This window comes from Sediminibacterium sp. KACHI17 (assembly GCF_040362915.1).
Classification (GTDB): Bacteria; Bacteroidota; Bacteroidia; order Chitinophagales; family Chitinophagaceae; genus Sediminibacterium.
Genome location: NZ_AP029612.1, coordinates 2315299 through 2332109, shown reverse-complemented (window position 1 = coordinate 2332109; position 16811 = coordinate 2315299). Strand labels below are relative to the sequence as shown.

General features: G+C 39.4%; 15 protein-coding genes. 7 read left to right on the top strand and 8 right to left on the bottom strand.

Going from position 1 to position 16811, the window contains the following annotated elements; all coding sequences use genetic code 11:
• Positions 1-17 precede the first annotated feature (17 nt).
• From ABXG83_RS10365 to ABXG83_RS10345, 5 genes are all read right to left on the bottom strand, one after another.
• Positions 18-2987 carry a PAS domain S-box protein gene (locus tag ABXG83_RS10365; protein ID WP_353548789.1) on the bottom strand — a complete coding sequence of 990 codons (2970 nt, stop codon included), beginning with the start codon at positions 2985-2987 and terminating at the stop codon, positions 18-20.
• 99 nt (positions 2988-3086) lie between these two features.
• Entirely contained in the window at positions 3087-3821 is a 735-nt protein-coding gene (kdsB, locus tag ABXG83_RS10360) for a 3-deoxy-manno-octulosonate cytidylyltransferase (RefSeq protein WP_353548788.1), read from the bottom strand.
• A 37-nt stretch (positions 3822-3858) separates the two neighbouring features.
• Positions 3859-4680, bottom strand: coding sequence for a sterol desaturase family protein (locus tag ABXG83_RS10355; RefSeq protein WP_353548787.1), 822 nt, complete (start codon positions 4678-4680; stop codon positions 3859-3861).
• A 113-nt stretch (positions 4681-4793) separates the two neighbouring features.
• Positions 4794-5909, bottom strand: a complete 1116-nt coding sequence (dnaN, locus tag ABXG83_RS10350) for a DNA polymerase III subunit beta (protein ID WP_353548786.1) — start codon at positions 5907-5909, stop codon at positions 4794-4796.
• Positions 5910-6022: 113 nt separating this feature from the next.
• Positions 6023-6439, bottom strand: coding sequence for a response regulator (locus ABXG83_RS10345; RefSeq protein WP_353548785.1), 417 nt, complete (start codon positions 6437-6439; stop codon positions 6023-6025).
• 74 nt (positions 6440-6513) lie between these two features.
• Here ABXG83_RS10345 and ABXG83_RS10340 point away from each other — a divergent pair, with 74 nt between their 5' ends.
• The 4 genes from ABXG83_RS10340 to nagA are packed head-to-tail and all read left to right on the top strand — an operon-like array spanning position 6514 to position 9892.
• Positions 6514-6996 carry a regulatory protein RecX gene (locus ABXG83_RS10340; RefSeq protein WP_353548784.1) on the top strand — a complete coding sequence of 161 codons (483 nt, stop codon included), beginning with the start codon at positions 6514-6516 and terminating at the stop codon, positions 6994-6996.
• 36 nt (positions 6997-7032) lie between these two features.
• Complete coding sequence (locus ABXG83_RS10335) at positions 7033-7965, top strand: lipid A deacylase LpxR family protein (RefSeq protein WP_353548783.1); 933 nt, start codon at positions 7033-7035, stop codon at positions 7963-7965.
• Between the two features lie 31 nt (positions 7966-7996).
• A complete protein-coding gene (locus ABXG83_RS10330) occupies positions 7997-8788 on the top strand; it encodes an amidohydrolase (protein WP_353548782.1) in 792 nt (263 codons plus the stop codon).
• A gap of 3 nt (positions 8789-8791) precedes the next feature.
• Positions 8792-9892, top strand: coding sequence for an N-acetylglucosamine-6-phosphate deacetylase (gene nagA, locus ABXG83_RS10325; protein WP_353548781.1), 1101 nt, complete (start codon positions 8792-8794; stop codon positions 9890-9892).
• A 29-nt stretch (positions 9893-9921) separates the two neighbouring features.
• Here nagA and ABXG83_RS10320 read toward each other — a convergent pair whose 3' ends face one another.
• The 3 genes from ABXG83_RS10320 to ABXG83_RS10310 are packed head-to-tail and all read right to left on the bottom strand — an operon-like array spanning position 9922 to position 13281.
• Positions 9922-11397, bottom strand: a complete 1476-nt coding sequence (locus ABXG83_RS10320) for a S41 family peptidase (protein ID WP_353548780.1) — start codon at positions 11395-11397, stop codon at positions 9922-9924.
• A gap of 6 nt (positions 11398-11403) precedes the next feature.
• Complete coding sequence (gene thiL, locus ABXG83_RS10315; RefSeq protein WP_353548779.1) at positions 11404-12438, bottom strand: thiamine-phosphate kinase; 1035 nt, start codon at positions 12436-12438, stop codon at positions 11404-11406.
• A 60-nt stretch (positions 12439-12498) separates the two neighbouring features.
• Positions 12499-13281, bottom strand: coding sequence for an inositol monophosphatase family protein (locus ABXG83_RS10310; RefSeq protein ID WP_353548778.1), 783 nt, complete (start codon positions 13279-13281; stop codon positions 12499-12501).
• Between ABXG83_RS10310 and ABXG83_RS10305 the strand changes: the two genes are divergently transcribed.
• The 3 genes from ABXG83_RS10305 (at position 13270) to ABXG83_RS10295 (ending at position 16755) form a co-directional block, all read left to right on the top strand.
• Complete coding sequence (locus ABXG83_RS10305; RefSeq protein WP_353548777.1) at positions 13270-14538, top strand: glycosyltransferase family 2 protein; 1269 nt, start codon at positions 13270-13272, stop codon at positions 14536-14538. The genes ABXG83_RS10310 and ABXG83_RS10305 overlap by 12 nt on opposite strands.
• 61 nt (positions 14539-14599) lie before the next feature.
• Entirely contained in the window at positions 14600-16135 is a 1536-nt protein-coding gene (locus tag ABXG83_RS10300; protein ID WP_353548776.1) for a GH3 auxin-responsive promoter family protein, read from the top strand.
• Positions 16132-16755, top strand: a complete 624-nt coding sequence (locus ABXG83_RS10295) for a peptidylprolyl isomerase (protein WP_353548775.1) — start codon at positions 16132-16134, stop codon at positions 16753-16755. Before ABXG83_RS10300 ends, ABXG83_RS10295 begins: the two co-directional genes overlap by 4 nt.
• Positions 16756-16811: the final 56 nt, after the last annotated feature.

Below are 16811 nucleotides of genomic sequence, written 5' to 3'. Positions count from 1 at the left end.
AAGTACGAGATTTCGGGTTATCGACCCATGATCTGTTCTTTTTCGTCTATCAATTGGGCCTTCATTTGGTCAAATAAAGCGCATACCTCCGCTACTTTAGCCGGTATCTGATCGGTGTCGTTTCTTTCTCTTCCTGCCGCTTCAATTTTACCCAATAATTCGGAAATATGGGTTGCCTGCAACATAGCGAGTGCTCCTTTTAATTTATGCGCAAGCTGATACAAAGCATCCCAATCGCCAGTATCGGATAGCTGAGCAAGTTCTGTCATCTGCGCAGGTGTGTTTTCTAGAAATAAGTTCAGCACATCCAATAGCGAGTCTTTGTCATCCAGACCTTCTAACAAAGAGAGGTCATATAGTTTCTGGCTATTCATAGCATCAAGGTTATCTGTTTCGATGGTATCTTTTATAAGCAGTCGTATCAATCTTTTATAAAGGTCATTAAACTCAAAAGGTTTCAACATGAAATCATTCATCCCAACTTGTACAGAACGATCACGATCTCCTTTTAATGCTGTTGCGGTCATTGCAATAATCGGTGTTTGCAACTGCAATGTATTTCGGATGTATTCAGTGGCCTCATATCCATCCATTACCGGCATTTGAATATCCATAATGATCAGATCATAGTATGCTTTTTTCTGTTCTAACAGATCGATGGCTGCTCTACCATTGTTTGCAATGTCAACATTACCGCCCACTTTCTTTAAAACATAGCTGACCAATTTCTGGTTGACCTCATTATCTTCTACTACCAAGAAATTTTTGCCTTTCAATAGTTGTGATTCATCTCTCTCAGCACTCTGTTCATATTGTACTTCATATGGGATCTGGATCACAAACTCCGCACCGCCACCGGGTATATTTGCGAATTGAATCGATCCCCCTTGTAATTCAAGTAATCCTTTACAGATAGATAATCCCAATCCGGCACCCCCATAATTTCTGGCGATCTCCGGACCAGCCTGAGTAAAGGGTTCAAAGATGATCCCCGTTTTTTCTTCGGGTATACCAATCCCGGTATCAGTTACCGTGAATCGGATACTGGCTTTGTTTCCTGTTTGTTGTGTTACATCTGTTTTGATTCTCACTTCTCCGCTAACTGTGAACTTCACGGCATTACCGATCACATTCACAAGAACCTGATTCAAACGATATGGATCGCCGATAACGGTTTCCGGAAGTCCCATATCGTGATCAATCATGAGGTCCAGTTCTTTTTGAGCTAATTCATGTTCAAACTGAACTTTGATTTGATTGAGCACTTCTCGTATTTGAAAAGGAACCTTATCAAGTGTGATTTTCCCGGCCTTGATCTTCGAGAAATCAAGAATATCATTCACAATGACCAATAGATTATTGACCGATCTTTTGATCATGGAAGTGAATTCCTTTTGCTGTCCGTTGAGTTCTGTCTGCAACAACAAATTGGTCATACCCTGAATACCATTCATCGGAGTTCGGATCTCATGACTCATATTTGCGAGAAACTGTTCCTGCAACTGCTTTGCTTCTTCTGCATTTTTCCTGGCTTCAATGAGTTTCTGTTGATACAAAACCCGATCTGTGATATCGGTAGCAATACCACCAATACCAAAGATCTTTTTTCTGTGATCAATTAGCGGGAACTTTATCACCAATAAATTCTTCCTTCCTTCCGGACCAAAGATCCATTCTTCTGTTTCTACAGGTTTACGGGTGTTGACCACTTCCTCATCAAGCATTTTATAATGATCTCCCGCTTCTTTCTCACTAAATTCATAATCGGTTTTGCCAATCACCATTTCATCACTAACACCCATTACCTCTTTGAAACGTTTATTGATGGTGATATATCTTCCATCTAATCCTTTAATAAAAATGAGTGATGTAGTATTCTCTAAGATGGCTTCAAGTCTTAACTGATTTTCTTTTCTGCGTTGTTCTGATTCTTTCAGCTCCAGTTCTATTTTCTTCTTTTCAGTAATATCCCTCACCATACACTGAAATCCTTGTACCATGTCATCTTTAAGGATCAGTTGTGCGGTTTGCTCCACCCACTTTTGATTACCGGTCTTTGTTCTGATGACGAATTCTAAAGTGGTGGAAGTGACCTTATTTTGAAATTGTTGGGTATAATGATTGAATACCTGTTGCATCCAGGAAGGATGTAACAAAAAGGAAAAATCTTTGCCGATCAGTTCTTCTACGGAATAGCCAGTCAGATCGCCTACCTGTTGATTCGCAAATGTGATCATACCATTAAGGTCAGTGGTATACATTACCACACTCGCATTTTCAATGAGGTTTTTATAACGCTCATCGCTATAACCAACACTTTCTTCTGCTTTCTTTCTGCGGGAAATATCTCTATTGAGTTGAATGATCAATGCCAATACAATTATAAAAGCAATGATGGCGCCAATAATGGCCGCATAAATACTTTTGGAATAATTCTGCGCATTATCCTTTAGCCTTTGGCTGAGCACGATTTCACCGCAAACAGTAAGCCTATTGAGTATATTGAAGGCAGCCTGAGATTGTTGAGGCCCTTCGCCTGTTAAAGAAAGTCTCTTTTTAATGTTCTCAGCTGTTGTAGTATCAGCAAGCACTGATTTTTGAAAGCTCTCTTTATTCCTAATCAGTTCTTTCAATAAGATCAGTGATGAAGAAGAAAAAGCTGAATCGTTTTTGATCTTAGATACTACCTGGGCGTACAGCGTATTTGTTTTTTCATGCAGCTGCTCAATAATGGGTTGCCAGTTTTTATCATTTGTGATCAATAAGCTGCGTGTAGCTGATTCTGCTTGCCCCAAAGAACTTTTTAGTTCGGCGATATCTTTTAAAACAGAATACGTGAAATCAACGGAAGTTCTGGTCTTATCAAGGTCTTTTTTGATGAGATACAGTACAATACCAAAACTGATCAATGTAAGTACGGCGAAAAAGAACAGCCATCGAACCCTTCCATGCATTATGACCGACCTGTTTTTGTTAGTATTGCTCATGCTGGCATTGTTGGTAAAATGATGTTGGGGGTATTGTAAAGATAAAGTTTTGCCTTATGTCAATTGCAACCGTTACAGCGGTTTAGTATTAAAAATACCTTATTGCTGATGCAGGTATTGTTCTGCTCTTTTTAAATCTTCTGGTGTATCAATTTCTACTCCCATATAACCCGTCACTGCCATTCTGATCGGTATTCCATATTCCAGGTATCGCAGACATTCAATTTTCTCTGCGGATTCCAATGGTGTCATTGGCCAGTTGGTAAAATTGATCAGTGACTGTTTTCGGAATGCATAAACACCGATATGTTCATAGTAAGTGATCGGCACATCGGTACTTCTTGGATAAGGCACTACACTACGTGAGAATAGCAAGGCATTGTTATTTCTATCTACTACTACTTTTACATAGTTGGGATCCTGGATAAATGTTTGTTCTTTTAATTCCTGCATCAATGAAGCCACTTGTACAGATTTACCGGCTTCTCCTTCAAAAACATTCAATAATTTTTCCAATGGCGCTCTTTGAACAAAGGGTTCATCCCCTTGCACATTTACAACAATATCAATATCCATATCCGCCACTGCTTCTGCAATACGGTCACTACCGCTTTCGTGTTGCTTTTTACTCATAATGGCTTTACCGCCATGAGAACTGATTTCCTGAAAAATGATATCACTATCTGTTACTACATACACTTCATCAAATAAACCGGTAGCTACTGTATTATCATAGGTATGTCTGATCACCGACTTGTTTCCCAGTACTTGCATAAGTTTTGCAGGAAAGCGTGTGGCGGCATATCGGGCAGGAATGAACGCTGCGATCTTCATGAAATTATTTTCAGCAAAGATGGGGCTTTTCTTAGGTTTAGTAATCGGTCTTTACTGATCGGTCAAAAGGTATTTTGAGTTGATAAGAAAGATTTTCATCGGTGCTGTCGTCGAGCACATCCAATCCATATCGCAACTGTTCTACGGGTGTATAATTAAACGTGCCAAAGAGTCTATCCCAGATCGAAAAGATATTACCGTAGTTGGAGTCAGTCTGCGGACGTACATAATGGTGATGTACTTTATGCATATCAGGAGAAACGATGACCCAGCTAATCGCTTTATCCATCCACAAAGGCAATCTGATATTGGCATGATTAAACTGTGATAATACCGCACTAATACTTTGGTACATCATAACGAGCCACATAGGTGCGCCACACAGTACAACACCGATAGTAGTAAACACTGCACGAAACACGCTCTCACCGGGATGATGACGATTGGCCGTGGTTGTATCAACATGGGTATCGGCATGGTGTACCATATGAAACTTCCACATCCACTTGAACTTATGTTCTATGAAATGAATAAACCAGGCTCCTATCAAATCCAGAACCAATAGACCGCCGATCATGAATACCCATAGAGGCATTTCGGTCAGTTGAAGCAACCCGAATTTATTCGTAACCGCCCAGTCACTCGATTTAACGATCAATAATGCAAATGCAAAATTGATAACGATGGTGGTAATCGTAAAAAAGATATTGATGGATGCATGTTTCCATTTATTGTATTGGAAACCAAAGAGCGGGATCACACCTTCTATTAACCAAAAGAATGTGATTCCTCCTGCAAGGATCAATGCACGGTGCAAACTCGGAATGGTATCAAAATACGCGATGATATTTTCAAGCATGGCAAACAATTGTATACTCACTAATGTACAAATTAATCAGCAGCATACGTTTGCTTGTATAAAAAAGTCACGCTCCGATCAGAGCAGGACTCAAGCATAGTAAGGTGTAACTATTAATTATTCAACATCAATGGCATTACCAGCATGAGTAGGTCTTCACCATCTGCTTGCTCGGTAGGCTTGATCAATCCCGCTTTAGTAGGGGTCGATAATTCCATTTTCACATCTTCCGTATCCGCAGCGCTCAGCATTTCAATGAGGAATTTAGCATTGAAAGCGATCTGCAGGTCTTCACCATCGTATTGACAGCTCATGCGCTCATTACCTTCAAAACTGAAATCAATATCCTGAGCGGCCATCTGTAACTCGCTTCCGGTAATGCTTAATGCTACCTGATTGGTGCTTTTATTACTGAATACATTCACGCGGCGTAAAGCATTTTGGAAATCTGCTTTATTCACGATCAGCTTATAGGGATTATCTGCAGGAATCACCACTTTATAATCAGGGAAACGTGCATCGATCAGTCTACAGATCATTTGAGTTGATCCGTGATTTACGAACAAGTGATTGCTGTTATAGCTCACCGTGATCACGTCATCATTATCTGGCAAAGCATTCTTTAACAGGTTCAATGGTTTTTTAGGAACAATGAACGAATCTGTTTTAGAAGCATGCGCATCCGTACGCTTATATCTTACCAAACGATGTGCATCAGTTGCAACAAACTGAACACCGTCTTTCGAAAGTTCGAAGAAAACACCGGTCATAGCAGGTCTGAGGTCGTCATTACTAACCGCAAACAAGGTTTTGTTGATGGCAGTCAATAAGCCACTGCTGGTCATATCAAAACCGGTAGTATCATCTGCCGCTGGTTCTTTGGGGAAATTATCAGGATTTTCACCCATTACTTTATACTTACCGTTATCGCTGGTGATCTCCACTGCAAAATTCTTATCAATATTGAATGTAAGTGGTTGATCTGCAATGTTTTTCAACGAATCCATCAGGATCTTGGCCGGGATACAAACCTTTCCATTGGCCTTACTTTCTACATCCATTTGAACACGCATCACCGTTTCCAGATCAGTTGCTACAACATTCAGTTTCTTATCCTGAATTTCAAACAGGAAATCTTCCAAAATGGGTAAAACAGTATTTGCATTAATAACACCGCTGATCTGTTGCAGGTGTTTCAAAAGGGAGGAGGAAGAAACAATAAATTTCATTCTGCTGAATTTAGATACGCAACAAACCTAAGGCAAAATGTTAACATTCCGTAACCAAAATTCAAGGGTCATCAGAACAGAAAAAATAGATTGTGAATGAGTTGTGGATTGACTCAGGAAACAGAACCGATACCTTCTAATAATTCCTGATAACGCATACGTGTAATGGGCTTTACAATATAATCGGTCACTGAGTTGTACTGTCTGGATCGACGGATATCCGCATCATCTACAGAAGAACTTACAACATATAAAGCCATGGATTTGGGAAAGTGGTTGCGGATCTTTTCATATTCTTCCAAAAACTCCCAACCATTCATGATCGGCATATTGATGTCCAAAAAAATAACATCGGGTAGATTCTCTGGATTTTTACTGTTTTCCCCCGAGAAAAAAGCAATGGCTTCACTGCCATCATAAAAAGAGCGGATATCTTTGGCCATACCTGTAGCCTCCAACATTTTCTTGGCGGTGAACTGATAGATCTTGTCATCATCTATCAAACAAACGGTATGTTGTATCTGACTCATTTTGGATGTATTTCCGAAAACGTTTCCGGACAATAACAAATATAATTAATAAACCTCTAATTTAAGTGGTCTCTATGCTATCGAAAAGACTAACTCCTGAACAGGCCTGGCAAAAGATCCGACATTTTTGTGCCTATCAGGAAAGAAGTCACTTTGAAACCAAAGAAAAACTTTTTGGCTTTGGACTCTCAAAAACGGATGTGGAAACCCTCATTAGTAGACTTATAGAGGAAGATTACCTGAATGAAGCCCGTTTTGCGGCACAATTTGCGGGCGGACATTTCAGGATGAAAAAATGGGGAAAGGTGAAAATCATTTATGCTTTGAAGCAAAAAAGAGTGAGTCCTGTCAATATTAAATATGCCTTAAAAGAGATTGACGACGAAAATTATAAGGCAATTTTAATAAAACTAGCTGAAGCTAAATGGAACTCATTAAAGCAGGAGCAATACCTGAACAGACAAGCCAAGACCACTCAGTATCTGATCAATAAGGGATATGAGCCCGCACTGGTACAAGAAACCATTCAACAAATTCGTCGTGCTGCAAAAGATTAATTTTATCTTAGTCATATCCTCTCTTGAAAACTTTGTATGCGTTTTTGGTTGCTTTTAATATTGGTCAGTATATCCTGTCTTGCTCATGCACAGGAAAAAAAATTCTTGCGTAAAGAACTATCATTTACGACCGATAATGATGCCTTTCTACTCAAAAAGAAAGATGCCTATTATACAAATGGTTTTTTCATCCAATATCGTTTTACAGATACCGCTACCGTCAAGAAAAAAGTACATGCATTAGAGATCGGACAAATGATCTTCACGCCATTGTCTAAAAAAGAAAGCATTGCGGATATAGACCGTCCTTATTGTGGTTACTTATTTACTAGATACAGCCAGACCATTGCCAGCTCGAATGATGCAGTATTTCAATGGCATGGAACATTAGGAGTGATCGGCAGTGCCTCACTTGCTGAGAAATTGCAAAATGAATATCATAAGCTTTTGGGATTTCTTCGTTTCAAAGGATGGGAGTATCAGGTGAGAAATGCGATCGGATTGGATGCGGGTGTTTCTTATGCTTTCACTGCCGCGTCATACAATGATTTATTCAAAATCGTCCCGATTGTACAAGCTAATGTGGGTACCACTTTTAACAATGCTAAAGTAGGCCTGCTTTTCTCCGCAGGAAGTTTTGAAAAAAATAACAGCAGCATCCTTTTTAATACGAGGGTGAACAATGGGACCTCAGTACCCAATAAGAAAACAGAAATTTTTTTGTATGCCTATCCATCCATCACGTATCAGGCGTACAATGCTACTTTACAAGGAGGCTTATTGAATAAAGGAACAGGCGCTGTACTGGCAGACCCAAAACCCTTTGTGTTGGAGCAGCGTTATGGCATAGCATATGCTGAACAAAGAATCAGTACTAAATTGGAACTGGTCTATCAGTCAAAAGAGACGGAAAAACAAACACGCTCTCAAGTGTATGGCTCTATCCAAATTGGTTACCGCATGTTTTAAAAGAGAGCGCAATTGTAGTTAACTTGCGTACATGTCATCACTTCACATCTCTTTGATACAGACTCGGCTTATCTGGGAAGATAAAGCAGCTAATTTATCAATGCTGGAAGAAAAGATCAACAGTATCACACAAAAGACCGAGATCGTTGTATTACCTGAAATGTTCAGTACAGGGTTCAGTATGAATCCTTCTGCATTGGCAGAAACCATGGATGGCACTACTGTTCAATGGATGAAAAAGATAGCAGCAGAAAAAAAAATTGTTTTGACAGGAAGTGTCATCATCCGAGAAAATGAACAGTTCTTTAATCGGCTACTATGGGTACTTCCCAATGGCACTATCGGTCACTATGATAAACGACATCGATTTGCTTTTGCAGGCGAAGATCAACATTACTCAAACGGAAATAAAAGATTGATCGCACAAGTAAAAGGATGGAAGATCAATCTCCAGATATGTTATGATCTGCGTTTCCCTGTTTGGGCCAGACAACAGTCTGATCATGACCCCGAGTATGATGTATTATTATATGTAGCCAATTGGCCTGAAAGAAGAAGTCATGCATGGAAAACCTTACTGACAGCAAGGGCTATCGAAAACCAGGCTTATGTAATTGGTGTGAATCGGGTGGGTGAAGATGGTAATGGTATTTATCATAGCGGTAATAGTATGGTAATTGATCCACTCGGTGAAGTATTATATCATAAAGAACATGAAGAAGATATCTTTACGATCATACTTGAAAAAAATACATTGACTGAAGTAAGAACCAAATTTCCATTTTGGAAAGATGCAGACGATTTTCTCATCACTCAAGATTAAATAATGGCTGAACGCAATACTTATTATGCGAATCGACTGTTTACCGGAAGCAAATGGCTGGATCAATATGTTGTAGTTACCGAAAGAGGTGCCATTATTGACATTGTTCCTGCGACTGCTATTCATGAACCCTATACAGCTCAGTTCTCATTAATGGCACCTGCTTTCATGGATATTCAGATCTATGGTGCGTATGATCGTTTATTAGCCGTTTATCCGGAAGTAACATCTCTGGAACGTTTGTATGAGTATTGTAAAAAAGGCGGTGCCGCTTATTTTCAACCTACGGTTGCTACCAATAGTTATGATGTATTCAAAAAATGTATAGATGCAGTTCGCGCTTATAAACAAATGGGTGGTAAAGGTTGTATCGGTTTACATGTTGAAGGCCCATGGATTAATCCGGTAAAAAAAGGAGCCCATCAGACACAGTATATTCATACACCAACTCTAGAGCAAACAAGCGAATTACTTGAATACGGAAAAGGGATCATCACCATGATCACACTTGCGCCTGAAGTATGCAGTCAGGAAGTGTTATCATTGATCCGTTCTTATGGTGTGGTCATCTCTGCCGGACACAGTAACGCTACTTATGAAGAAAGTATGCAGGCGTTTAAAAATGGGATCGGCGCAGCCACACATTTATTCAATGCCATGAGTCTGTTACATCATCGTGAGCCCGGATTGGTAGGCGCTATCTTTGATCATGATACCATTATGTGCAGTGTAGTGCCCGATGGCTATCATGTTGATTTTGCCGCGATCCGTATCGCTAAAAAACAAATGAAGGAAAGATTATTCGCAATCACGGATGCTGTTACCAATACAACTACCGGCCCATACCCACATACACTTAAAGGTGACTATTATGAATCAGAAGGTGTGTTAAGTGGTTCAGCATTGAATATGGTTCGCTGTGTACAAAATCTGGTTCATAAAGCCAATATACCATTGGATGAAGCATTCAGAATGGCCAGTCTTTATCCTGCACAGGTAATGGGACTAGCACACAGAAGTGGAAGAATCGAAAAAGGATACAATACTGCATTAACCGGACTTAGTGAAACATTAGATGTAATTGAAGTGATTGATGGTCCGTAGACCATGGACCATGGTCTATGGTCTATCAACTAATTTCCTCGAATGATTCTACGCACTTCACTCAACTTAATATCATAGCCCTCACGGATGGCTTTTGAGGATGGTTTGATCTCTATATCGGGTATGATTCCTCTTCCTTTAGGCCGATCTTTATCCATGACCAAACGATACAAAGGCAAACTCACAATGAGACCGGAATTTGGCAATGTGATCTTCGGAATATGCATCGCTGAATTACCATAATATCCGCCACCACTTTCTTCGCCCAATACTTTTACATTGGATTGTCCTTGTAACTGTGAAATAAACATTGTAGCAGCTGAAAAAGTATATCCGCCTTGTATCAAATACAATTGACCATCATAATGATGTTTGCTTGCAGGTTTGAAATAATGTTGCTCATACCTGCGATAATGAATTTTTCCATCTTCCATTTTCTTTCCGCCAAAGTTCATGGCCAACCAATAAATGAAAGAAGGTTTGATATATCTGCTGTATTGAAGTCTTCTGCTAAACGCCACTATACTATCGCCAACCTTAAATGGTTTGTTGATGAGGTATCTTGTTAAGTCAATACTGTTTCCTACATTACCCCCTCCATTTTCTCTCAGATCAATTACAAGATTGTCAATTGAAAGCTGATTCAATGTTTTAAAGCTTCTTCTAAAAAAAGTTCTTAGTCTACCACCGGAAAAAGTGGTCAGCCGAATAAAAGCAGTGTTATTCAATGTATCGATCAACATAGATCGCTTATTCAGTAACCGAAGTTTTCTGATTTCCCGACGTGTTAATGTTGGCGCAGTATTGCTTACTTTTCGTTGAACAGTATCCACTACCGGGCGATATGCTTTAATACTTGCAACTTTTTCTTGTCCAACTGAATCTAAATATTTGATGACATAAACAGAATCATCATCACCTAAAATGGTTTTATACCATCCGGGAAAATTACCACTGATGACCTGGCTTTTATGATTATTGATATACCCATCAGTACTGATATACTGATAGAGCGTATCCAGTATTTGAACCGGCGATCGTCCATTGATCGCTGTTATAATAGTTCCTCTTTTAAAGATCGAATCATTGTTATAAGCACTACCCAATACCACCAAACTATCATCCCACGCTTTTAATGCCAATGGAAATTGAGGAAAGCGATAGCGGTTAGCAATTTTACCATAGGCTTTGGAAAAGCGAACAGTGGTATGCCCACAATGAATAGTAGCAATGAGTTTGGATAGTTTATTCTTGTATTCAACCTCATTGAGTGAATCGGTAATACTCGCTAAAGTTTCTTCAAAATAGTAATCAATACTGTCTTTCGAAGTATACCAATATAAACTTGGATGATTGGCTTCCAATACTTTTTTAAGAATGCGTATGTCTTCCTTTAAATCTGCCGGAGCCATTTTAGGAAGTGGCGGATAAAAGTTTTGCGCAGGTGCAGACACTGAAAGAATCAGAATACTAATGCCCGATATAAGTGTTCGGATAAGATTCATAAGTTTCTACTGCTGAAAAGCATTCCAACCCTGTGCAGTGATATCAAAAGTATTTCCACCCTTGGTCAATAATTTACATCCTTCTTCCAGTTCAGCCATATACCCTATAACACTGATATCTTCGTTCAGGGTTATTTTATCATAATCCTCTTGCTTGAGGGTAAAGATGAGTTCATAATCTTCACCTCCATTCAACGCACAAACAGTAGGGTCGAGGCCAAATTTAAAAGCTGCTTTTCTGCTATCTTCTGCGATCGGTAATTTTTCCTCATAGATACGACAACCCAATGCACTTTGTTTGCAGATATGCAAAATTTCACTGCTGATACCATCACTTACATCCATCATGGAAGTAGGCACAATATTATTTTGTTCAAAAAAATCTATGATCTCTTTTCTGGCTTCCGGTTTCAATAATCTGCCAACGATATAACTTTCATTCTCCAGATCGGGTTGTATCTGTGGATTTTCTAGATAGATCTTTTTCTCTCTCTCCATTAAAGTGAGTCCAAGATAAGCGCCGCCTAAATCACCACTCACACAAATCAAATCACCTTTTGATGCAGTACTTCTTTTGACAAATTTTTCAGGAGCTACTTCGCCGATAGCAGTAACAGATATCACAAAACCCTTTACGGATGAAGAAGTATCGCCGCCGATCAGGTCTACTTTATGTTTTTCACAAGCAAAGTGAACGCCTTCATAAAATTCAGTAACTGCTTCCAAACTAAATCGATTGCTGATGCCAATGCTTACTGTTATTTGCGTTGGTGTTGCATTCATGGCATAAATATCACTCAGGTTCACCATCACCGCTTTATACCCCAAATGCTTGAGTGGTGTATACATCAGATCAAAGTGGATACCCTCGAGTAATAAGTCAGTTGTGATCACTGTTTGTTTTCCAAAATGATCTATTACTGCGGCATCATCTCCTACTCCTAAAATAGTAGAGGCATTATGCGTCTCAAAATTTTTGGTCAGGTGTTCGATCAGTCCAAACTCTCCTAAACTCGCTATCTCAGTTCTTGTTTCACTCATAATTCTAGTATAAAAGATGAATAATGAATGTCGAATATTCAATTGTGATATTCAACATTCTTAACTTTTCACCGGTGCTCCATTCACAATGGCTACCAGCTCATCGTGTATTTTACCATTGGTGGCAATAATATGTGGTTGATAGGGTGAATAGAGATCTCCTTTAAAGTCGGTCACTTTACCTCCAGCCTCTTCCACCATTAAAAATCCGGCAGCACTATCCCAAGCTTGTAATTTATGTTCATAGAAGCCATCGAAACGGCCTGCTGCCACCCAACAGAGGTCAATGGCTGCACTACCCAATCTTCTTACGGGAACCCCTTTACGGATCAATTTTTCAAATACCTGTAATGGACCATTTTCCATATCCAGATACGTGTAGGGGAAGCCTGTTACCAAACAGCTTTTGATCACTTCCGTTTTATCGCTTACCTGAATTTTTTTATCATTCAGTGTAGCACCAAATCCTTTTTGTGCAAAGAAGAACTCATTGATAAAAGGATTGTATACTGCTCCCAATATCATTTCACCATCCTGTTCAATACCAATACTCACACAACAGATAGGAATTCCATTTGCAAAATTCACGGTTCCATCAATCGGGTCAATGATCCATTTATAGGATGAATCTTGAATGATCTCTCCTGTTTCTTCACTAAGAATAAAATGATCGGGGAAATCTTGTCTGATCACTTCAAAAATGGCTTTTTCTGCAGCATGATCAGCTTCTGTAACCAGATTATTGACCCCTTCTTTGTTACTGATTGTAAATTGTCCGTTGAAAAAGTGTTGTAATTGTGCGGCTCCCGCCTCGGTTGCTTTGATGAGTGTTTGCTTCAACATATATACAAAAATAGCGAACCTACGGTTAAGGGACAAGAAACAAGCACCTTAGAACAAGAGCGAATCGATCGCTTCTGTTTATTATTGCATATTGAAACCCATCATTTGACACTCAGTATCATCATAGTCAATTATAATGTTTGCGCATTTGTAGAACAGTGTCTGCATACGGTATTGGCCGCTTCTCATTCTATCGACAATGAAATCATTGTAGTGGATAATGGCTCTACCGATAACTGTATTCCCATCCTACAACCATTGTTTCCGAATGTACAGTTCATCCGTTCTGAGACCAATCTAGGATTTGCAAAAGCCAATAATCTGGGTTTACAAAAAGCTTCGGGCACTTACATTCTTTTTTTGAATCCCGATACACTTATTCCTGCTGATACTTTATCCATTTGTTTAGATCATTTTTATACGCACGAACGAACAGGAGCATTGGGGATTCGAATGATCAACGGCTGGGGTGAATTTTTACCGGAAAGTAAAAGGGCCTTACCATCACTGCAAACCGCTTTCTTTAAGTTAAGTGGACTGGCCCGTATGTTTCCTTCTTCCGGCTTATTCAATCGGTATGCACTCGGACATCTTTCTCCCTTGGAAAATCATCAGGTAGAGGTATTGGCCGGTGCCTTCATGATGGTTCGTAAAAGCATTATTGACGCCCTTGGCGGATTTGATACAGATTATTTCATGTACGGAGAAGATATTGATCTTAGTCTTCGTATTGCTGAATCAGGCTATACCCTACAATATCTCGGACATCCTGCAATTGTTCATTACAAAGGACAAAGTTCGAAACACAAAAGTGTTTTTCATACGGCCATTTTCTTTGAAGCCATGAAGATATTCGTACAGAAACATTACCGCTTGAGCTGGATGCTAACTCCTTTGATACAGTTCTTTAGCTGGATGACTCAACTCAAGAAAAAGATCGCAAGATCCGGTGCTACTGAGGCATTGCTCCAAAGACATCAGAACTTATTGGTCATTTGTAAAGAAGAAAACCACTCACATCTACTTTCAGCACTTGCGCAGCATGGCATCACTGATAGTTATCTATCCAGCATCTATCTTCATCAACAGTCAATCAAGTCCATTCAAGATGAGATCAGCAACTATGCTGCTGAACAAATATTGATCCGTATCCCCGATATGCGTATGTCTGATGCCATTGCTTTGATGGAAAAGAATCAAGGTATGTTCTTTCGGTTTATTTTTGCGGGTTCAGCTACCATCAGCTTTAACAACTGATGCCTCTGTTTTTACACGCTTTTAATGTAGTTTCGTATATTCACTTAACCTGATTCTGACGATGGCCATCTTCGATATAAAACTTCCCAATAGGATTCTTAAAGCATTAAGACTGCCGCAAAACAATCCGCGCAGACAACAGATCAGGGTCTTAAAGAAGTTATTGCGCAAGGCGCGTTTCACTGCATTTGGTCAGCAATACCGATTTGATGAGATCTTATTAAGTAAACATCCGGGTAAGAAATTTCAGGAGCTGGTTCCTACTTTTAATTATAATAAGATACACCAGGAGTGGTGGCACAAAACACTAGAAGGCATACCTGATATCTGCTGGCCCGGCAAGATCAAATATTATGCATTAAGCAGTGGTACCAGTGAAGCTGCGAGTAAATACATTCCTGTTACCAATGATTTATTGAGTGGTAATAAGCTTGTCATGATTCGTCAGTTATTCAGCTTGAGGAATTATGAAAATATCCCTTACAGTTCTATTGGTAAGGGTTGGCTGACTTTGGGAGGTAGCACAGATCTACAAAAAGAAGGACCCGGTTATTATGCCGGTGACCTGAGTGGTATCACCCAGAAAAAAGCTCCGTTTTGGTTTCAGCCTTTTTATAAACCCGGGAAAAAGATCGCTAAACAAAAAGATTGGAATAAAAAACTAGAAGAGATCGTTGATAAAGCACCCGATTGGGATATTGGTTTTATTGTAGGTGTTCCGGCCTGGATTCAAATGTGTATGGAAATGGTGATCCAGCGATATAAGCTGAATCATATTCATGAAATGTGGCCTAACCTCGCATTCTTTGTACATGGCGGTGTAAGTTTCGAACCTTATAAAAAAGGATTTGAAAAATTACTTGGTAAGCCTATCACTTATATTGAAACCTATCTTGCCAGTGAAGGATTTATTGCATACCAGGATCGTCAGTTCGCAAAAGGTATGCGATTGGTGACCAGTGAGCATATTTTTATGGAGTTTGTGCCATTTGATGATACCAACTTCAATGCAGATGGTGAGATGATTGAAAATCCTGAAGCGCTGATGATCCATGAAGTGGAAGAAGGCAAGGATTATGCATTATTGATCAGTACTTCTGCAGGGACCTGGCGCTATCTTATTGGTGATACAATTCGTTTTGTTGATAAAGATCGTTGTGAAATTGTGATCACCGGGAGAACCAAGCATTTCCTGAGTTTAGTGGGAGAGCATCTTAGCGTAGACAATATGAACAAAGCGATTCAACTGGCCAGTGAGAAAATGAACATTTCAATTCCAGAATTCACTGTTGCAGGTATTCCTTATGAAAGCTTTTTTGCCCATCACTGGTTTGTTGCTTGTGATGATAAAGTAGATAAACAACAACTGTTACAATTGATCGATAATTCACTCAAAGAATTGAATGATGATTATGCAGTGGAAAGAAAAAGTGCATTGAAGGAAGTGTTTTTAGATGTACTCTCTGAAAATCAATTCATGGAGTTCATGCGTTCGAAAGGGAAAGTGGGTGGACAGCATAAGTTTCCTCGCGTGCTAAAAGGAAAGATGCTGGAAGACTGGCAAGCATTTTTAAGAAAAGAACTGGTAACTGAATGAGAATATTACTGATCTTATTATTGTCGGGTTGGTTACATACACAGGCACAAGTACCAAATCTTGCACTGTTGAAAAGAAAAGCACCTGAAAGTTTTCAGGTACTCTTTACTACTACAAAGGGTAATTTCATTTTAGAGGCTTACAGAAGATGGTCGCCGATTGGTGTAGACCGATTGTACCAATTAGTACTCAGTGGTTTTTACAACCATAACATGATCTACCGGGTAGAACCCAACTACGTTGTACAGTTTGGTATCTCAGACAAATTTGAATTGAATTTTTTCTGGGATAATAAAAAGATCATGGATGAGCCTGTTTTACAAAAACACAAAAAAGGGATCGTTGCTTTTGCGCGTGATGTAGCAAACAGCAGAGCCACACAGCTCTTCATCAATATGGTAGATAATCCAAAACTGGATACCACCGTCCGCTCCGGTGTCAAAGGATTCTCACCAATTGGGAAGATTATCAAAGGCATGGATGTGGTCACAAAGTTCAATGCACAATACGGTAAACGAATTGCTCCGATACAAGATTCCATTTATCTCTATGGCAATGCGTATTTACAGGAAAATTTTCCGGGCTTAGATCAAATCATTTCAGCCAAGATCATTCGCTGAGTTTATCCACTGGTCAAACAATCTGCTGATTTTACATTTTTAGCCGTTATTTTCGG